Origin of the sequence: Liquorilactobacillus capillatus DSM 19910 (genome assembly GCF_001434915.1) — a bacterium.
Classification (GTDB): Bacteria; Bacillota; Bacilli; order Lactobacillales; family Lactobacillaceae; genus Liquorilactobacillus; species Liquorilactobacillus capillatus.
In genome coordinates this window covers 1-19,983 of the sequence record NZ_AZEF01000041.1, presented here as the reverse complement: position 1 = coordinate 19,983, position 19,983 = coordinate 1, and the positions used below count along the sequence as shown (strand labels likewise).

20 protein-coding genes and 1 pseudogene are annotated in these 19,983 nt (G+C 38.1%); 7 read left to right on the top strand and 14 right to left on the bottom strand.

Going from position 1 to position 19,983, the window contains the following annotated elements:
- Positions 1-34: 34 nt before the first annotated feature.
- From FC81_RS08690 to FC81_RS08680, 3 genes are all read right to left on the bottom strand, one after another.
- Positions 35-1,069, bottom strand: coding sequence for a polysaccharide pyruvyl transferase family protein (locus tag FC81_RS08690; protein ID WP_057745805.1), 1,035 nt, complete (start codon positions 1,067-1,069; stop codon positions 35-37).
- 192 nt (positions 1,070-1,261) lie between these two features.
- On the bottom strand, positions 1,262-1,879 hold the full coding sequence (locus FC81_RS08685; RefSeq protein WP_057745802.1) for an NADPH-dependent F420 reductase: 618 nt from the start codon (positions 1,877-1,879) through the stop codon (positions 1,262-1,264).
- 97 nt (positions 1,880-1,976) lie between these two features.
- A complete protein-coding gene (locus tag FC81_RS08680) occupies positions 1,977-2,798 on the bottom strand; it encodes a DNA/RNA non-specific endonuclease (RefSeq protein ID WP_057745798.1) in 822 nt (273 codons plus the stop codon).
- A gap of 138 nt (positions 2,799-2,936) precedes the next feature.
- Between FC81_RS08680 and FC81_RS08675 the strand changes: the two genes are divergently transcribed.
- Positions 2,937-3,443 carry a type 1 glutamine amidotransferase domain-containing protein gene (locus tag FC81_RS08675; RefSeq protein ID WP_057745795.1) on the top strand — a complete coding sequence of 169 codons (507 nt, stop codon included), beginning with the start codon at positions 2,937-2,939 and terminating at the stop codon, positions 3,441-3,443.
- On the opposite strand, the pseudogene FC81_RS10930 reads toward FC81_RS08675, so the two are convergent.
- Together FC81_RS10930 and FC81_RS08670 are read right to left on the bottom strand one after the other, a co-directional pair.
- Positions 3,436-3,627: pseudogene (locus FC81_RS10930) on the bottom strand (hypothetical protein); the annotation flags it as partial. The gene FC81_RS08675 and the pseudogene FC81_RS10930 sit on opposite strands and share 8 nt — an antisense overlap.
- Positions 3,628-3,749: 122 nt before the next feature.
- Positions 3,750-4,142 carry a GNAT family N-acetyltransferase gene (locus FC81_RS08670; protein ID WP_338041716.1) on the bottom strand — a complete coding sequence of 131 codons (393 nt, stop codon included), beginning with the start codon at positions 4,140-4,142 and terminating at the stop codon, positions 3,750-3,752.
- A 186-nt stretch (positions 4,143-4,328) separates the two neighbouring features.
- On the opposite strand from FC81_RS08670, the gene FC81_RS08665 reads away from it, so the two are divergent.
- On the top strand, positions 4,329-4,592 hold the full coding sequence (locus FC81_RS08665) for a hypothetical protein (protein WP_057745792.1): 264 nt from the start codon (positions 4,329-4,331) through the stop codon (positions 4,590-4,592).
- A 213-nt stretch (positions 4,593-4,805) separates the two neighbouring features.
- Here FC81_RS08665 and FC81_RS08660 read toward each other — a convergent pair whose 3' ends face one another.
- Positions 4,806-5,762: a ketopantoate reductase family protein gene (locus FC81_RS08660; protein WP_057745789.1), complete on the bottom strand. Its 957-nt coding sequence runs from the start codon at positions 5,760-5,762 to the stop codon at positions 4,806-4,808.
- 801 nt (positions 5,763-6,563) lie between these two features.
- Here FC81_RS08660 and FC81_RS08655 point away from each other — a divergent pair.
- A complete protein-coding gene (locus FC81_RS08655) occupies positions 6,564-7,520 on the top strand; it encodes a ketopantoate reductase family protein (protein WP_057745787.1) in 957 nt (318 codons plus the stop codon).
- A gap of 108 nt (positions 7,521-7,628) precedes the next feature.
- On the opposite strand, the gene FC81_RS08650 is transcribed toward FC81_RS08655, so the two are convergent.
- The 6 genes from FC81_RS08650 to FC81_RS08625 form a co-directional block, all read right to left on the bottom strand.
- Complete coding sequence (locus FC81_RS08650) at positions 7,629-8,528, bottom strand: LysR family transcriptional regulator (RefSeq protein WP_057745783.1); 900 nt, start codon at positions 8,526-8,528, stop codon at positions 7,629-7,631.
- Positions 8,529-8,575: 47 nt separating this feature from the next.
- Complete coding sequence (locus FC81_RS08645) at positions 8,576-9,997, bottom strand: anion permease (RefSeq protein WP_057745780.1); 1,422 nt, start codon at positions 9,995-9,997, stop codon at positions 8,576-8,578.
- A gap of 40 nt (positions 9,998-10,037) precedes the next feature.
- Positions 10,038-11,447: a flavocytochrome c gene (locus FC81_RS08640; RefSeq protein WP_057745778.1), complete on the bottom strand. Its 1,410-nt coding sequence runs from the start codon at positions 11,445-11,447 to the stop codon at positions 10,038-10,040.
- A 131-nt stretch (positions 11,448-11,578) separates the two neighbouring features.
- A complete protein-coding gene (locus FC81_RS08635) occupies positions 11,579-12,961 on the bottom strand; it encodes a class II fumarate hydratase (RefSeq protein ID WP_057745775.1) in 1,383 nt (460 codons plus the stop codon).
- Positions 12,962-13,284: 323 nt separating this feature from the next.
- Entirely contained in the window at positions 13,285-14,238 is a 954-nt protein-coding gene (gene mmuM, locus FC81_RS08630; RefSeq protein ID WP_057745772.1) for a homocysteine S-methyltransferase, read from the bottom strand.
- 47 nt (positions 14,239-14,285) lie between these two features.
- Positions 14,286-15,674, bottom strand: a complete 1,389-nt coding sequence (locus FC81_RS08625) for an amino acid permease (protein ID WP_057745769.1) — start codon at positions 15,672-15,674, stop codon at positions 14,286-14,288.
- A gap of 376 nt (positions 15,675-16,050) precedes the next feature.
- On the opposite strand from FC81_RS08625, the gene FC81_RS08620 reads away from it, so the two are divergent.
- Positions 16,051-16,953: a cation diffusion facilitator family transporter gene (locus tag FC81_RS08620; protein ID WP_057745768.1), complete on the top strand. Its 903-nt coding sequence runs from the start codon at positions 16,051-16,053 to the stop codon at positions 16,951-16,953.
- 169 nt (positions 16,954-17,122) lie between these two features.
- Here the strand turns inward: FC81_RS08620 and FC81_RS08615 are convergent, their stop codons facing one another.
- Together FC81_RS08615 and FC81_RS08610 are read right to left on the bottom strand one after the other, a co-directional pair.
- On the bottom strand, positions 17,123-17,620 hold the full coding sequence (locus tag FC81_RS08615) for a peroxiredoxin (RefSeq protein WP_057745765.1): 498 nt from the start codon (positions 17,618-17,620) through the stop codon (positions 17,123-17,125).
- A 135-nt stretch (positions 17,621-17,755) separates the two neighbouring features.
- Positions 17,756-18,316: a TetR/AcrR family transcriptional regulator gene (locus tag FC81_RS08610; RefSeq protein WP_057745762.1), complete on the bottom strand. Its 561-nt coding sequence runs from the start codon at positions 18,314-18,316 to the stop codon at positions 17,756-17,758.
- A gap of 218 nt (positions 18,317-18,534) precedes the next feature.
- Here FC81_RS08610 and FC81_RS08605 point away from each other — a divergent pair, with 218 nt between their 5' ends.
- The 3 genes from FC81_RS08605 (at position 18,535) to FC81_RS08595 (ending at position 19,845) form a co-directional block, all read left to right on the top strand.
- Entirely contained in the window at positions 18,535-19,296 is a 762-nt protein-coding gene (locus FC81_RS08605) for a tyrosine-protein phosphatase (protein ID WP_057745760.1), read from the top strand.
- Positions 19,297-19,394: 98 nt separating this feature from the next.
- Complete coding sequence (locus FC81_RS08600; RefSeq protein WP_057745757.1) at positions 19,395-19,595, top strand: DUF1659 domain-containing protein; 201 nt, start codon at positions 19,395-19,397, stop codon at positions 19,593-19,595.
- A 25-nt stretch (positions 19,596-19,620) separates the two neighbouring features.
- Positions 19,621-19,845: a DUF2922 domain-containing protein gene (locus FC81_RS08595; protein WP_057745754.1), complete on the top strand. Its 225-nt coding sequence runs from the start codon at positions 19,621-19,623 to the stop codon at positions 19,843-19,845.
- The last annotated feature ends 138 nt before the right edge of the window (positions 19,846-19,983 follow it).

Below are 19,983 nucleotides of genomic sequence, written 5' to 3'. Positions count from 1 at the left end.
CGTTTTCTCTGCTGTAGTCCTTTTTTGTCAACAATTATCGCAGCGTTGCCACTGCTGCGATATAATTAACAATAATCTGCCTCAAAGGTCGAAAATTAGGTTGTAGATCATAACTATGTGTTTGAGCACTGGTTATCGCTTCTATTTCTCTTCCTATCCTAGTAATGTCACGTTCATCGCTATATTTAATCCAGCTAATATTTTCTAGCCAGTCATAGTAGGCATGCTTACCCTTACCATAGCTGTTTCCAAACAATAAACACGGTGTTTGTGTTAAAACTGAAAATACCATCGCATGGAAACGATCAGAAATAATCAGCTCTTGTCGGGCGATTTTCTGCAACTGCTCTTCAAAGAGTCGCGCACGCGTTATAGGTGTAATCCTAGTTGGCATTTTTAAAACAGTATCTGTCCGATCAAGAGAGTAGCGTTTTTTCAAAATCATCCTTAACGATTCAATAAATGACTCATCTAGAATTTTCTCACCATCATGCCGTAAAATAAATAAAGCACCGGTTCGTTTGAATTTAAAGTCTGTGGGTTTCAAATACAAGACCATATCTGGAATAAAGACCACTTTATTTTCAAATGTTTTCTGCATTCGGCGGTAGCTTTGGGCATCACGCGCTAGTAAAACCAAATTATGGTTTTTACCGTAAGCTTCTTGGCTTAACTGTTTTTCTTTTTCTCCATAAGCTGTTTTCTCAAAATGAATTGACTGGGGGAATGAGATTGTCAAGTTCGACGTAAATGTACTAAATACGGCACGCCGGTCTTCTTCAATATCTGTATATAAGCTACCCATGTTGCCGCCTCCGACATAACCTACAATATCTTGTTTTGTAATAATTTTCTTGACTGCCTCAATGCCCGCATTATTATCATAATCCATGATCTCAATATATTGATAGTTAGAAAATTCCTTTTCAAAGAAGATCCGTGCAGCTAATGAGACAGCTTGGTCTCCCATATTTGTATAGCTTGGAATTCCAAACATAAACATCTTCGGTCTATTGTTTTGCGGAAGCTGTGTACTTGCAGTATCCGTATCAATAAAGAAATCCGCCATCTTGCCCATCTCCCTACTAATCCTAAATTGTTTTGCCTTAAGGGGGCTATAATATCCTTACAATGCTTATCATGGTCTTTACACCCTCATTATGCAAGAAATACGAACATAAGTATAAGTATCCTTGTTACCAAAAAAAGATTATGCCCAATTTGACATAATCTCCCGTGCTATCTCCAGATAGACCCCAAACTATCCATTTATCTTTTTACTCAACTCTTTTTCATCACCAACAAACAAGAAGACGGGTGTGTCTGACTGCATTTTGGGACTATCTGCAAGGCTACCGACATCATAAGCTGTAAAACCAATTTCTCTGATCAAAGCTGCAACCTTTTGTTTGAGAGGAAGGTCGTCACCCGCCAGGGGTAAGGCAACTTTCTTAGTCTTTTTAGCAACAGCTAACCTTGCTAAATCAGCAACTGGGATTGTATTAAAAGCCTTGACAAAGGTAGCACCTTCAAAATGTCGTGCCATCAGTTGGGTCGTTCCAAGCCGATGCTCACGTAATTCAGCAATATCACCATCCCGATGTGGAAAATAATTAGTAGCATCAATAACATTTTTTCCTTCCAACAGTTGGGTATCAAGCTCAAAAAGTGCTTTATAAGGTACAGCAAGAACAACTAGGTCCTGCCGGACTACTTCGGCTAGATTGCCCACTTGTGCTTGTGAACCTAAGCGTTCCACAACAGGTTGCAGTCTTTCTAGACCATGTTTATTTGTTAAAACAACTGTATGACCTGCCTCAATAAAAAGTTTGGCTAATACCTGTGCAACATGTCCTCCACCAATAAAACCGATTTTCATGCGCTTCACCTCCAATTAATCTCTTGCTTCTAAAATACGCTTTCGCCGTCATTTTAAGTCATCTAAATTTAAGTTACAACTGAACTGTCTTTTTATACTATGATTTTAAATTTTCCGGCAGTGCAACTTGAAAAGAAGCATCTTTAGTTGAACGACCAGACTGATAATCGAAAATATACCGCGGCTGGACATTAAATAAATAAACGTTGAAGTTTAAAGAACCGTCATCAGATAATGCCTGCAGATGGATACCTCGTGCCATTAGTTCCTGACCCCTAAAGAGTGGCTGTGCCTGGTAGATTACACGGTGACCGTTTCTTAACGCCTCACGAATCTTTTTTTCATAAATCGTCTGCAAGCGTTGATTTGAAAAAGCTGTCTGTGTGAATAGATTCTTAGGATTATTTTGATCACCACTTTCTCGTGTCTGATTATAATCCCCATCTTGGGCAATCCCGCCAGAAATGGAGTAAGCAATCAAATGCCCACGATTAATAATAGCTTCTCCATTATCCTTTTTCTGATGCCAAGCTGTTGGCTGGACATACTGGCGCGTCCGCTGTTCATCATTAACAACATTTCTTTGTTCCAAGTATCCCGTATTAGGACTAGATGTTCGATTTAAGTTATCTAGCGGACTGTAAACTACGGTGTTCTTCTTCCAAGCATTCATTTGTAAAGTACTCTTATTATTGTTGACCGTTACAATTGGAGACTCACCCGAATGAAAATCCATCTTAACTAATTTTTCGGCGGTGACATCTTTAATAGCCGCTTGCTTTTCTGTTGTTGACGCCGGGGTCCCACTATGTGGATTGCTTTTTAAAAACTGCTGCGGATGTGCTACCGCTAAAACTAGCAGTAACATAACAACTACTGTACTTGGTAAGACTGTCTTACTCTTCCTTCTTCTTCCCATTACTCTTTTCCCAACTTCCTTATCCTCTTACTTAGATCATTCCAAGTCGATAAATTTGTACGCTAAAATGATTCTTGTTATATTGTAACAGAAGACAAGCTTAAAAAAATATATTGATATATTGTAGGAGGATGCTTTATGAGTAAGATCGCAGTTATTGTTGCAGACCATTTTGAAGATGTTGAGTATACATCTCCCGTTGATACCTTAAAAAAAGAAGGGCATCATGTTGTTACAATCAGTTTTCTAAATAAAGATAAAGTAACCGGTAAACACGGAACTGACATCAAAATCGATAAATCAATTAAAGATGTTCATTCTGCCGATTTTGATGCTTTATTAATTCCAGGCGGCTTTTCTCCTGATCAATTACGTGCAGATCCCGACTTTGTTAATTTTACCAAAGCATTCTTGCTTACAGGTAAACACACTTTTGCAATTTGCCACGGCCCACAGCTCTTTATTCAAACTGGATTAGCCAAGGGACGCACTATGACTTCGTACCTCACCGTTCAACCAGACCTCTATTATGCAGGAGCAATTGTTAAAGATGAACCGGTTGTTATCGACAATAATTTAATTACTAGTCGAACCCCAGATGATTTACCCGCGTTTAACAAAGCCATCACAAAAGCACTTAAATAAAAACTTTATTCCTTATAAAATTAGTAGTTAAGGGGCTGTGCCATAAGTCCCTAAGATAAAGAGACTTCAACAGAAAAAATAATGACTTTTCTGTATGGATTCGAAAAATACACATTACCATGGTTCTAAATCTGAAGAAGCTACGATAACCAAAACCGGCTCGTTTAATCGCTTTAATTTTATTATTAGTTCCCTTGTAACTGTTTTATAAACAAAAAGAAGAGATTAGTAAAAATCAAACGATTTTCGCTAATCTCTTTTTTTTGGAAGGACTTATGGCACAGCCCCTTGTGAAACAATTCTGTATTAAATTTCATCTCTTAATATACCATATTTGATGGAGTCATAGTATTCATTTTCCCAATATCTGACTTTTCGTATAACTCCTTCTCTGGTCATGCCAATCTTTTCTCCTATGGTCTGCATACCAATATTTCCAGACCATGTTGTAAAACCAACATGAGGTAAGTAATCGAATAGTTGAAACATCTCTTTTATCCATTGCTTACAAGCTGCAGTTCCGATTCCATGTCCCCAATTAGTTGAGTCACAAAGAACGATACCAATATCTAACCACCGTTTTAATGTATCATCTTCCCAGTAAGCCGATACATCACCTACAATTTTATCATTGTATAATATGAGCTTCCTCATAGGGCTATGTACTGCCTCTTCTTTATAATACTCATAAAATCCCAACTTTCAACAGGGCTTTTGAAATATGGGCCATTATATTTCATCCATTCCAGATCTGCTTGAGGACCGAACCGTTTTTCCCACCACGCTTTTAGGTCACTTTCTTCCACAGTTTTTAATCTAATATTATTTTCCATATTATCTCCCAACGCTTTAATTATAGTTAAAAAGGATAAAAAGGTAAAAATTATGGTCTTAGATATTAAAAAAATTAAACTTTTTTTGGAACAATCTATCACAGATTTAAGGACAATTGAAAAACTTAGCGACCTTGAACACCTAGAAGAGCTTAATAACGAATTGAAGAAAGTATTGGATAGTAGCGAACTGGAATCAATTAACCCGATGCTGCCACCGTACATCGTTCAAATTCGCAAAAATATCGGCTTTATGATTGGTAATTATCGTTCTACCAAAACACATGCTATCAATCGTAGTAAATATTTGATGTAGTTAAATTAATAATTATCGCATATCAAGCGTTAATCAATTGTAGGGGTAGTAAAGTTTGCTGATACATAAGACCATTAGTGAGCGTTTTAATACATATTAGTAACCTTTCCCGACAGAGTGGCGAGTGAAGCCAGTCATACCACGCCCTCGCTCTAGCGTAGCGTTAAAGAGCAGGGTGCATGGTCGTCATAGTTAAGTAATAAATTACTATTTCTAATGATATTTACGCATTTTTTCTGCTAAGTGTACTTGCTGAGTTACAAATTCATGAGTCCGGCATACATAATCATTTTTACGCCCTAATTCAGCTATAAAGCCATTAATATAGTCAACTTCAGTTGGTCGTCCTTTAGAAAAATCTTGATACATTGAAGGGTAATGATATTTGTAAGCATGACTAGCAGCTGTTACCGAATCAACTTCTTGCTGGCGTGTTTCGATCAAATAAATGCCTGCACGTTCACACGCATCATAAGCTTCATTAAATAACTGACGAGCCATATCAGGAACCCCCTCATACTCAATAAACTGTCCCATCTGGACTTCAAACATCGTACAGAGAGTATTGACAACCGCGTTGAAAACAACCTTGGACATACACATCCCTAAATAATCTGTGGCAAAAATTGGATTAAGAATTGCTTCCTTAAAATCAGCCATCATTTTCTGGGTAACTATGTTTGGCTCGGACCCAATATACTGTGCCACATGCATTTCTTCGCTGCCCTCAGCCCCCATAAAATCAACATTAGCAGGCCCATCAAGGCGCGTTGCGATCATTGCTGTCCCGCAAATAATGTGTTCTGCTGGGAAATACTCAGCAATTTTTTCAAAATGACCCATCCCATTCATTGCAGAAAAAGCATATTGATCTTTGTGAAAAATTCCAGCAGCACTATCACGTTTTAATTCTTCAACTAGCTGCATCTGCTTTTTAAAAATAATCCAAATATCAGGGTGCCCTTGATATTCCTCAGGATAGAAAATATTAATTGGGATGATTTGACGATTCTGATGGTCACGTGCAACAGAAACTCCACCTTGTTGCCGGACCTTTTCAACATTAGGTTCCCACGTATCAATAAAGTCAACTTCAACATGTGCATTTTCTTGCAGCATCACACCATAACGATATCCCATTGCTCCTGCACCGATAATTCCATATTTCATCCAGATCCACTCCTTAAATTATTTTGGGGGTTTAAAAAAGCCCTTCTAGTCTTTCGACCCAAGAGCATTTTTGCGCGGTACACCTTTTTTATTATTCTTCCGAATAATCTCTTTGTATGTAAATAGTACATACACACCTTAATGTGTGCTAGCCATTCGTCTCGTAAAACGAAATTCTAAAATCAAAATTTCTAATAACAGTTCTGATACCCTTTCACCCCAGCAGTATTCTCTAAACAGTACTATTACTCGTCTGATCTCAATGAATCTTATTAAATAATTGGTGTTAGTTTAACCTATCTTCTGCTTCCACGTCAAGTATAATTATCATTTTTTTCTAATTATAAAGTCATCTTGCTATAAATACTTTATAGCTTGTAAAAGCTGGTACTCATTAAAAAGCAATTCTTACTTTTTCAATAAAAAGATTGACTATCTAATTTAATTAGCTTAAACTGCAGATATATTAAAAAGTGATGAGACAAAACACGTTGATAAGAAATGATTATTTACCCAGTTGGTTAAGCGAGCCTGGTTTGGTGAGAGCAGGTACCCAAGGATAAACCATCAATCATCTTGGAGTGCTGCAATCAAAGGTCAATGATTAAGTAAATTGCAGTGGGATGCACCCATTATCGTGCTGACGAATTGATTTTTAGTTCGGATAAGCGGCCTACTGTGTTTTAATGGTCAGGCAAAAAAGGTGGTACCACGCAAAAGCGTCCTTTAGATAAAAATTATCTAAGAGACGCTTTTTTTATTTAGAATCAGTGATGACACTTTTATGAAAGGAGTATTATTATGCATTTTACTATTTTAGGTTCTGGAGCAATGGGGTATCGTTATGGTGTTTTACTACAAGAAGCAGGCAATAAGGTTGAGTTCGTCGATGCTTGGAGGCCCAATGTTGAAAAGGTCCGACAACAAGGAGGGGTTTATGTTTCTCGTGATCACCACGGACGTCACCTCGTCCCCATCAAAATGTTTTATCCTGAAGATTATGTTGGTCACCCTGATGTCTGGATTGTTTTTGATAAACAGATGCAGCTCGCTGACTTGCTTAAACGAACCCAGCAGAGCTTCGACGGACAGCAATATGTCTTAAGTTGTATGAACGGGATGGGGCATATTGAAAAACTACTGCAGTATTTTGAACCAGCAAAAATTATCGCTGGGACAGCTCTCGTCGCAACTGTTTTAAACGGGCCTGGAGATGTTGACTTCATTGGAGCTCGCGGAGCAGGTACAATGAATCTTGCTAATTATACCGAAAAGCCGGATAAAATGACCGCTCAAATTGTCACTGAACTCAAAAAAGCTCGCTTCAATCCAACTCTTACAACTAATTTTATGGGGACACTGCTCGCCAAAGTTGTTTTCAATTCAGTTGTCAACACGCTGTGTACTTTATTTGAAATCACGATGGGTGAATTCGCCAGCTATCCTAAAGCAGATGCATTAAGTGTTCGCCTAATTGACGAAGCATATGATGTCTGTGAACGTGCTGGAATTCAGATGCTTAATACTCGCCAAGAAGAGCTTGCTAGTGTCAATTATGTCTCAAAAGTTGCAAATCCATTACACTATCCTTCAATGTATCAGGATATGTCGCATAATCGACCTACCGAAGTCGATTATATTAACGGTTATCTTGTAAAATTAGGGCGCCAATATCATTATGAGGCAACGACACATGCCTTTTTGACCCATTTAGTTCACTTGGCTGAACATACCCGGCATCAAAAAGTTTCATACTAATAGCCATCAGATTTTAAGTGTCAATTATTGGTACCTAGTTCTGTTACCAATAAGCGGGACTAGTCAAAGGTTAGCTTTTGACTAGTCCCGCTTATTTATTTTCTTCTGTTAGTCACTGGTCCCAAGTAGACTTTTTAACTTGAATAGAACACTGATAAATTCCTGCTGTGTTTTATCAGGTAAAAAGTCTTTTCGCACAACCAGTGACATATTGAATTTTTCTGGCAACGGATCATCTAACGTTAAGCAGCAGAGGTTATCTTGTTCTTTGACCGCATCATCGACCAATAAACTAACGCCTAATTCAGCATTAACTAACTCTTTTATAAGTGACAGAGTTGGTGTACTAAATACGATCTGTGGTCTAAAACCAGCGTATTTACTATAGCTTGCCAAGGCTTGTGGATGAACAAAATTATTAGTAAACGTCACAAATTTTTCCCCTTTAAGTTCAACAAATGAAATATGTTTCTTTTGGACTAAAGGATGCTTCCGACTAACTACTGCCTTGAAGGAATGAACTGACAATAAAAAGGTGTCTAGTTTTTTTTCTTGCAGTGGCCTAATCGATCCTAAAAGCGCAACATCGACTTTTCCCTGTCTTAATTTTTCCAGTAATTGATCAGACCCAGCCTCAATCGATTGTACATGTGTTAATAGTCCCTTATCCAACAACTCCTTAGCTACCAAAGGAAACCACATTGTTCCAATTATTGGTGGCAATCCAAAACGTATCACAGAAGAGTCTGCATTTTGAACCTCACTGTAAGCTAGCTCTAGACTTTGCAATATCTGTTGTGTACGTTGAAAAAGTAAGACGCCTGCACGGGTCACCAGTAAACGGTTATGCAGATAATCTCGTTTAACGAGTTGGGCTCCAAATTCATTTTCAAGCCGTTTAATTGCAACTGTAATCGTAGGTTGACTAACAGAAAACTTATTAGCCACCTCAGTATAGCTCTTTAACTCTACTAGGTCATGAAAATAAGCCAAGTCTCGCGTGTTCAATCTTATCCGCCCCTTAAATATCCTGCTACTCCATCATTAGGTGTATCTTACCACATCCCAATGAGTTTCATCCAGAATGTTCCTGCGCTCAACCAAATAACAAGGTAAATAATTCCTAAGACAGCATTCATTTTCCACCACTCGGTTTGTTTTACATAACCTGAGCCAAATAGAATCGGTGCTGGACCGGAAGAATAATGTGTTGTTGAGGCAAACAGATTTCCGAAGAAGCCTAACATCAAAGCCGCTAGCATCGTTGGAACACCTGCTGAGATTGCAACTGCTAGCAACGCGCTATACATTGCACTAATATGTGCCGTTGCACTTGCAAATAAATAATGACTGTAGAAGAAAGCAATCACAAGGATTACCAATACGATAAACCAGTTTAAACCATTAAGTGAATCAGCAATCGTTTTGCTTAACCAAGGGATAAATCCTAGTTCATTCAGTTCAGTTGCCATCATCACTAGCACTGAGAACCATGTTAATGTATTCCAAGCCCCTGTTTCATGCAAGACATCTTGCCATGATAAAACACCGGTAATCAGTAGTAGCGCTAACGCAATAAAGGCTGTTAAAGTAGCATCGACATGGATAAAACTACCAACAACCCACAGGATTAAGGCAACTAAAAAAACTAAGGTCATAATTTTTTCAGGAAGTGTTATTCTCCCCATCTTTGTCAGTTGTTTATCAGCCCACTCACGTGCATTAGGCGTTGCCTTAATTTGTGGTGGATACATCTTATAAATAATGAAAGGTACGACTAGCAGCGAAATTAGTCCTGGAACAAGCCCTGCAAGAAACCAGTCCATCCATTCAAGATCAACATGGTTGCTCTTGGCTAACGATTGGGCTAATGGATTGCCGGCCATCGCGGTTAAGAACATTGCTGAAGTAATGATATTACCTTGAAATTCTGCGAAAACTAAAAACGAGCCCATTTTACGCTCAGTTTTATTTTTAGGATCTGATCCAAAAGCTTGTGCCAATGATTTAATGATCGGGTACATGATCCCACCAGCACGAGCTGTATTACTTGGAGTTGCAGGTGCTAAAATCAGATCAACTCCGATTAAAGAATAGGCTAACCCCAAAGTTTTCTTCCCAAAAGCGCGAACAAAAATAAAAGCAATCCTTCGGCCAAGTCCTGTTTTAATAAACCCACGCGAAATAAAGAATGCCATTGCAATCAACCAGATACTGCCATTACCAAAACCAGTAATAGCTTTATCTATCGGAACCGTTTTGGTTAACGTTGTTAAAGTAAAAGCAATAATTGCAACTGCTCCAATCGGCAGTGGTTGTGTAATACATCCAATAATAGTTGCCACAAATAGAGCAAACATATGCCACGCCGCAACCGATAATGTCTCTGGACGCAACGGTGTCGCAAACCATAAAATTAAACCTGTTAGAAGGGGTATAAGAAATTTTTTATATTGGATCTTCTCTAAAGACTGCATCGTCCATACTCACTCTCCTTAATATGATGACTGTATCTTATCAATTAACGCCATTCGTGAGAACATATTCTGCTGCTTGCTCGCCAGACTGTCTTCCGAAAACAACCGTCTCCGAAATAGAATTACCGCCAATTCGGTTATTTCCATGCAACCCACCAGCAACTTCCCCAGCTGCAAATAGGCCTTGAATAATATCTCCATTCCCATCTATAACGCGGGTCTGAGTATCAATATGAATTCCCCCCATCGTATAATGAACTGCTGGTGCAATGTGAATTGCAAAGAACGGTTTTTCAACTAATTGACGGTCCATCCCTGTAGCCCGTCCAAATTGCTTATCCTGCTTACTTGCTACTGCAGTATTCCATTCATCTACAGTTTGTGCCAAAACAGCTGGTTCCATATTGACTTTTGCTGCTAACTCAGTAATGTTCTCCCCCGTAACAACTAAACCAATATGGTCATAAAATTCGATTGCTTTAACCCTGTTTCTAACGCTTTGGTCAAAAATTAGATAGGCGCCTTTTTCAGGTAATGCCACAATTGAATTAGAAACAACTTTCCGTGTCCCTAGTTCATTTACAAAACGTTTTCCCTGCGCGTTTACTAAAATTGCACCCTCACCCCGAACTGCTTCGCCGATCAAATACGTGTGCGGATTATCTTGTTGAACTGTTGGATGGACTTGGATAAGATTCATCTGAACTAATTCTGCCCCAGCTTCTTCCGCTAACTTCAGTCCATCGCCGGTTGCTCCAGGCTGATTAGTTGTTTTATAACCTGCCAAGTCTGGACGATATTTTTGAATAATATCTTTGGAAGCTCCAAATCCACCTGTAGCTAAAACCACTGCTTGACTGGCCAAACTCATTTTACTGCCATCTGGGAGCTGAAGCTCAACACCACTTATCTTTCCCGTATCATCTTTTTTCAAAGAAGTTACGGTTGTTTCAGTAAATAACGGAATGTTTTCCTGTTGGACGATTTTTAGCAAATTCTTAACTAGGAATGAACCGATCGGTGCCATTGTTGCAGGACGGTGTGTACGCATTTTACTCATCCCACCCGTAATTGTTAAATCATCAAGCTTAATACTATGGTCTGCCAACCAATCTACCGCCAGTGCCGCATGTGATGTAAAATAAGCTAATAGATCTTGATCATTAAGCTTTCCTCCACCCCGGTATGTTTCACGGTAAAAATCATCAAAACTATCAATGATCCCATGGTGTAGTTGAACATTTGTTTCAGCTGCATTCATACCTGACGAAGCTCGATTAGTATTACCACCAAGCGCCGTCATTTTTTCTAAAATAACAGGTTTTAACCCCAGTTCATGTGCCTGAATCGCACTCACTAAGCCAGTACTCCCTGAACCGATAATTATCGTATCATAATGACTTTGCATTTTTTCAATTGGTGTTGGTGCAAAAACAAATTTGGTAGTCATCTACTACTCCTCCTTGTGGACCTTCTACAGTTTAGTTACTCCTCAATATACCTTTTTTATAAAAATGCAGCTGCTTATTAGCTAGCTGCATCTGTATTCATAGACTACTTCTTCCTAACTGGCGCTCTTTTTTACCGGTCAACATTCGTCATTTTCAAAGGATCAACCCATTCATCAAATTGTTCTGCGGTAACCTTACCCGATTTAAGTGCTGCTTCACGTAAAGTACTGCCCGCTTCATCAGCTGCTTGCGCAATCTTAGCACTATCGTGATACCCAATATGCGGTGAGAGTGCCGTAACGGTCATCAATGAATTATCAACTAATTCTTCCATTCTCTTCTCATTAACCGTTAATCCATGAACTAGTTTATCTGCAAAGCTTTGCATGGTTCCGCGTAATAATTCTGCCGATTCAAGGAACGCATCTATTAAGACAGGCTTGTAAACATTCATTTCAAAATTCCCCTGCGAAGATGCCATCGTTACCACAACATCATTCCCCATGACACGTACTGCTGCCATCGTAATGGCTTCCGCTTGGGTTGGGTTGACCTTGCCTGGCATGATAGATGAGCCAGGTTCGTTAGCAGGGATGTTCAATTCATCATAAGCCGCACGAGGTCCGCTTGCTAAAAAGCGAATATCATTTGCAATCTTCATTAGGTCACTAGCCATTGTCTTAAGTGCCCCATGCACAACATTCAGTCCAGAATGAGCCGCTAATCCGTAAAATTTATTGCAATCAGCTGTAAATTGCTGTCCATAAACCTTGCCGACCCGTCCTGCGATATCTTCTGCAAAGCCTGGTGCCGCATTTAACCCAGTCCCTACAGCGGTCCCGCCCATTGCTAATTCAAGGAGTGTCTGATCTAATTTCTTCAAATAAGCAAGATCATGTTCCAACATACTTACCCAACCACTAACTTCTTGTCCAAAAGTCAGTGGCGTCGCATCTTGGAGATGTGTCCGTCCAATTTTAACCGTTTGCCAGTATTTTGCCTGTTTTACTTTTAACTCTTCAATCAGGTGTTGCGCTGCTTTTTCAAGATCGGCAATTGCTGCACTAGCGGTTATATTCATTGCTGTTGGGAAAATATCATTTGAACTTTGACCGTGATTAACATCATCATTAGGTAGAATTTCGATTTTGGCATTTAATTCGGCAGCCTTATTCGCAATAACTTCATTTGTGTTCATGTTAGTCTGTGTCCCGGAACCTGTTTGATAAACTTTTAAAGGAAAGTCTTTACGTAAGTCATCATCATTCAAAGCTAGTAGTTCATCAATTGCTTCTGCAATCAAGTCTGCTTTTTCTGAAGACAATTGTCCCAACTCTTTATTTGCTTGTGCTGCTGCTTTTTTTATCTGCAACAAAGCGCGGATAACTACTAACGGCATAAACTGTCCTGTTGGGAAATTATTACGACTTCGTTCTGTTTGTGGTCCCCAAAGAGCACTTGCGGGAATCTTTACGGGACCTAACGTATCTTCTTCTACACGGTATTCTGACATCTTACTTCCTCCTCTAATTGTGAAAAAAACAACATGGAATAACGAAATAAAGTACTTTATAAAAGATTGCAGACTTTGTTACCTAATTAACAATCTTATAATAGTAGTTCAAGTCCTCTATAGTCAAACGCCTCAGGGGATATTAATTTATTTAATATCTATGCCAAAAAGCCTTATTATTCAAATAATAAGAATAATAAAGCTTTTTAACAATCCTTAAGCAAGACCATAATATTATCTTTTTCTAAAAAATAAGCAGCTATTAATATTAGTTTGCATGATTCTGAATTCACAAGTATTATTGACTATTACTATTGGTCTGTTTACCGCTGTTTAAGTGTTTTAGCAATCTCACTAATATCTGCTGGAGTCGTCCGGCAGCATCCCCCAATTAGTCTCACACCTGCCTGCTGCAACTTAGGCACTATCTGGTTAAAAGTCACAGTTTGCACGTTAGTCTGCCATGTTTTTGTTTGTGGATTATATCGATCACCGTTATTAGGATAAACGATGAGTGGTTTAGCCGTTACCTGCTTGATCGTTTCAACCACTGCTGCAACTTTCTCTAACGCTAGGCAATTAACACCGATAGCCGTTACCTGCTGATAACTTTCAAGATATTTTACCGCCTGAACTAACGGCGTTCCATCACATAAATGCGTACTATCCTTTACACTAAACGAGACCCAAGCTGTATTTTTAGGAAACCGATCAACCAAAAGATGCACTAACGCTTTAACCTCATTAAAGTTAGGTTGTGTTTCAAATGCAAATAAATCAACCCCAGCTTGCGCTAGTAACTTTAACCGTGAATAATGAAACGTATAATATTCCTCTTCCGTTAATAAATAACTGCCTGTGTATTCACTCCCATCCGCTAGATAGGCCCCATAAGGTCCAACACTTCCTGCAACTAAAGGATAGGTTGCTCGTTTAGCACGTTCTTCAGGTGTTAACGATGAGTAAAAAGCTGTTCGGGCTGTTTGGGCACAACGGACAGCTTGGACGATTAATTTCTCGCTTTGGCTACGAGTTAAACCCATTTTTTCAAAGGCTGCGATATTTGCTTGATAAGTATCAGTAATCACAACATCAGCTCCTGCTTCAAAAAAGCTTTGATGAACTGCTGTTACTTTCTCCGGCTCTTTTAACAAAGCTGCGGCTGACCATAAGGAACTATTAGTATCAACGCCCCTTTTCTCTAATTCTGTAGCCATTGCGCCATCGATAACTATCGCGTCCATCTTCTTTAAATTTTCTGCAATCAAATCTGGCATACTTTATATACTCCTTTTAGCTTATCAAACTTAATAATCTATTTAATTTAATTATTTCGGGGCCATTTTTTCTTACCATAATAAACCAAGTAACACCCGATAATGAAGGGCAACATATAAAACAGGGCTGAGCGCTGAGTTGGGTCAAATATGATCAATATACATGAAAGAAAACTTAATATAAATGCTAACCAAGGCACAATAGGATACCATGGCGTTTTGAATTTTAGTTCTGCGGCTGTATGTCCCTGCTGAAGCCATTGCTTTCTAAAATTAATTTCTGAAAGAGCAATTACCATCCACACGATAACAACGGCTAAGCCAGAGATCGAAACAAGTACTAGGTAAACCGTCGAGGCAGCTACAACACTAGAGACCAATGCCAACACACCTCCTAGCATACTAACCACCAATGCTATTAGCGGTACCCCATGTCTATTCGTTTTAGCATAACAAGGTGCTATCATTTTCTCATGTGCAAGTGACCATAACATTCTAGTCGAAGCGTATAATCCTGAATTAGCTGCCGATAAAATAGCGGTTAGGACAACAAAGTTCATTACGTCACCCGCAAATGGTAAACCAATACTCTTAAAAACTAATACAAACGGACTTTGATCAACACCTGCTTTTTGCCATGGAATTAAAGCTGCCATAACGATAATACTACCGATGAAAAAAATAACGAGGCGCAATAAGGTCGTTTTAATCGCCTTAGGAATATTTTTTTCTGGATCCTTTGTTTCACCAGCAGTTACACCTATCAACTCTGTCCCTGAAAAGGCAAAATTAACTGTCAGCATGGTTGTAAAAACACCTTTGAATCCATTAGGAAATAAACCTTCTGCATATAGATTACTAAAAAAGGGAGCATGCGTATAACCTCTTATTGGAAGCAAGCCCGTGAGAGCTAATATGCCGATAATGATAAACATAATAATGGCAACGACCTTAATACTTGAGAACCAAAACTCTGTTTCTGCAAAAAAACGAACAGATAATGCATTAGAAATAAAAATAACTAGCATAAATAATAAACTCCAGAGCCATGTAGGAGAACCAGGGAACCACGTTTGCATTATCAACCCAGCAGCTGTAAATTCAGACCCCAACGCAACAGTCCAAGTTAACCAGTACAAAATAGCCACTGTAAAACCGGTTCCTGGCCCAATAAATTTGTCAGCATATACGTGAAAAGAACCAGTTTGTGGCATCGCAACAGCTAGTTCTCCCAAACACAACATTACCAAATAGACTACAACTGCTCCAATAGCATAAGCCAATATCGCTCCCACAGGTCCAGCCTCATGAATCGTGTACCCTGAACTTAAAAATAAGCCGGTCCCAATTACACCACCTAACGAGATCATCAGCAAGTGTCTTGCTTCCATCCCTCTTTTTAAGTTCTGCCCGTCTTTGTTAGACTCATTTTCCATTTTTAACCTCCATAAACACCACGACTCACTTATAAAAAAACTTATCCCTATAGATTAAGTATAGGGATGAGTCTTCATTATAATGCCGCTAATCTTTTAAAAATATATCTTCTTCCGTTGGTTTTTTGTCCTTCAATGATCACTAACTTAGCATATCCTTTATGGTAAGCCGCTCCCTACACCTTGTCAATCAGTGCTTAGTCCGAACTATAATTAACGAGTTTTTGATAGTCCTCTCTTATAACTAGTATTATTTCGCCAGTTAGTTAACAACTAATTGTCATCTATTGCTTTTTTTTAATTTTAATGCTACATTTTAATTGTGATATGAACATATGCTCATATATAAAATTTACATACATTAGGGGGTTTTATTATGGAAGAACACAAGTTACAAACAGGCAGCCGTTTCTTATTAGTCACTTTACTCAATCTCATTATTACTTTATTTGAATTGATAGGTGGTCTCTTATCAGGAAGCCTTTCACTAATATCAGATGCCTTCCATAATTTTGGTGATGCCTTTTCACTTATCTTAAGTTATGCTGCTAATCGTATTAGTAGACGAGCTCCAACTGTCAAAAATACATATGGTTTTCGGCGTGCTGAAATTCTCGCGGCTCTTTTAAATTCACTCTTATTAGTTTTTATTTCCCTTTTCCTACTAACTGAGGTCTTCAAACGCTTTATGCAGCCAGCGACCATTCATGGCAAGCTAATGTTTATTGTCGCAGTCATCAGTTTGGTAGCTAACTTAGCTGCAACGATTCTACTGAATAAGGATTCTAAACATAACTTAAATATCAAAGCAGCTTACCTGCACTTGTTAGGTGATGCACTCGCTTCAATCGGTGTTATTATTAGTGCTATCCTAATTACTATTTTCAAAGTATACTGGATAGACCCTCTGATGACCTTATTAGTTTCACTTTATATTATTTATGAAGCCTGGCCGATTATTCGTCAAACTTTTAGTATTTTAATGGAAGAATCTCCACAATTGAATTTTGAAGATATTCAAAAAGATTTATTAACCATTCCTGAAATAATGGGTGTCCATCATCTCCATGCCTGGCTGATCGACGAACACGAACTAGTCTTATCTGTCCACGTTAATATGGCCGATCTTCCCTTAAGTCAAACCGAATGTGTCTACTTGAAAATTGAAAATATCCTTCAAAAAAAATATGGCGTGGCGCACGTTACCATTCAGGCCGAATGCAACCGTGGCCGCAACACTAAACTTTTAATAGAAAAAGAAAATTTTCAAAATAATTAGGTTTTTTCTCAAATTCTAAATAATAGCTGACCTCTTTTAGCTCAACTTAAAATAGGGGACTAAATCGAAATTTATTTTTCGACTTAGTCCCCTATTTATTTCCAAATGGATGTATTCTAACGGTCAGAAGTCCCCGGCTGATTCTTTTAGGTGGACCCCTACTTTCGCGCTATTCTGCGTGCTCGCGCAAAAAGGCTAACGCACTCTGATAATCAGGCTCGTTCGTTTGTTCTACTATTAATTCACGGTAAACGATCGTACCTGCTTCATCCAAGATCCAGATACTGCGTGCATCTATTTTATTTGCAGCAATATATATTCCTAATTCTTTCCCCAACTGTCCCGTAGCGTCAGAAAGTAAAACCATTTTAGTTACACCTTCAGCTGCACACCATTGCTGTTGTTCAGCAACCGTATTAGTTGAGACCGTATAAAAATTAATATTAGTAAACTTATCGACCTCTTGATTAAACCTTTTAGTCGATAGGCTACAAACACGTGTATTAATATCTGGAACAACACTGATTAAACTAAATTTTCCCTGTGCGGCTGTAATATCTATACTCTCGTTTGCCGCATTCTTCAGCGTGCTATGAGGAAACACCTCACCTAATTTGAAAGGTGTCCCATTCGTTTGACCAGCCTCACCATGAAATGCAATTTCCAACTCTACCATTCCTCTCAATATCTAATTTTCAAGTACTATGAGCAGTTGAATTGTACTATAAACAAATCTGAAAATAAAAAAATTTGCTTTGTTTAACTACTTAATATTTGACTTTATAGTTAAGCCGCTAAGCTTCTAACACGCTATTCCTGTTAAAATCATTTTATATAACACTTTAATTGCCTCTTTAAAGTTAAGCCCCTTGGTCGCAAGATAATTATCTTGGAGAAACTTTCGTGTCGTTTGCTGAATCATTACCAATAGAACTTCCTTTTCTGCTGTAGTTAAAATGCGCACATGGGGATCGATGATGAAGAGATCATATAATCTCTTCCCTAACTCATTAAGATATGCATTCAGTTTTATCCACTGCTGGGGATACCTTTTTTCTAAAACCCTTGCATGTTTAGTCACCTTTTCAACCTGCAGCACCCCAGTAAAATCCCCTAGATATTTCTGTAATAATTCTCCCGAATGAAAATACGTTTTTCCTATTAGTTGCTGCGAATCAAAATAAAGATCCTTAAAGATATAATCAATCACTTTTTCAATAATCATTTCTTTGCTAGCGAACATCTTATAAAGTGTTCTTTTGCTTATTTTTAATTTTACGGCTAATTCTGCTGTTGTAAACATGGGACCCTTTTCTTCTAATAAGTAAAGGATAGTTAAGTATATTTCGTCATCAACTCTCATTTTATCCCCCTTTTTAAGCGTATATACTACGTACCCCTTTCAAAGAATACCATATTTTACATATTTTAGTAGCTTTAAAAATAGATACTTTTTTCTTTTAAACTTATTAGTACTATTTATAAAAAATCTTTTAGAAAACGATCTTCCTATGCTGTATAATTTCTTCTGAAACCAAATTTAATTACCAAATAAAATACTCACGATAGGAGTTGGCTTACATGGTATCAGAACAAGGAATCATTCAAACCGATATTACTAATTTCAGAGACATTGGTGGTTATCAAACAGCTGATGGTCATCTAAAAAGTGGCATTTTTTTCCGTAGTGGTGAGCTTTATAACTTAAAGCCGCAAAATATTACTTTTCTCAACGATACACTTCACTTGAAGAAAATATATGATTTTCGTCGCCCAGAAGAAATTAATAGCCGACCAGACACTAGTATAGATAAAATCTTATACGAGAACATTAATCTATTATCATCACCACGCAAGGCGAATCCTAGTCTAAAAAATATGGTTATCGCCACCAATATCGAAGAGCATATGCTTTCTGTTTACTCAGAGCTTGTCCTTAGTCCCGCATCACAAAAAGGATATCATCAGTTTTTGGTTGAGATCCTCAACAATACTGATCCAATCGTCTTCCACTGCTTCGCAGGCAAAGACCGTACGGGTTTTGCTGCCGCCTTACTTTTAAAAATAGCTGGTGCCTCCGATGCTGATATTTTTGAAGACTACCTTCTGACAAACCAAGCTCGCAAAAAAGAAAATGCACAAATTCTTGCACGTTTCCAACAAAAATTACCACCTGAAAAACTCACAGCTTTAGATATCTCTCTTAATGTTAAAGCAGCGTATCTCGCTCATGCCTTTACTTTAATCAAGCAACGTTATGGATCATTTGACACTTACTTAGAAAAAGGTCTGCAACTACCCAGCAGCTACATTTCACAATTTCGCAATCTGTATATTAAATAGCTACTTTCAATTAACACTTTTGTTCCAACTACCGTTATTAGATATGTAAGCTATCGCGATACTTACAAATAACTAGTCAAGTTGAAAGGAGCATTCTGATGAGTAAAACATGGATCAAAACTAACTTAAGTACTGTATCAACTTCAACCGATGGTGATAAACGTAAACGCAGTTTTAACAATATTAAAGCAGCTGTGACAGATCAAGAAATCGTTGAATTCGGTAAAGTATTAGCTCTCTTAACTGGAACCTCAACGGATGAACTTAAACTTACGACCATTGATGACGTTAGTGTCTAACTTCAACCATTAAGGAGGTTTCACTATGAAACAACTAGACTTAGTATTTGCTGGTCAGACTGGCCAAATCAAGCATCATTTACGCTTAAACTATATCAATAACAGCCTTGACAAAGAAACGGTCCTGAAAGCTATGCAAGATATCACGGAGTTAGGGATTTTTATTGATAAAAAGGGTGAAAAACTTTATGATCGCCCTCTCTCTGCACAATATGTTGATAAACAAGAAACACCGATCATAACTGCGTAAACTAAATTTACTGTTTTTTAAATATCTACTTTATTATAAATAGGGCAGCAAAAATCTTGTGATTTTTGCTGCCCTATTTATAATGGCTCTTCGTCAACTGTTGTTGGTGAATCCACTTATAAAAGTTCTAATTACTTT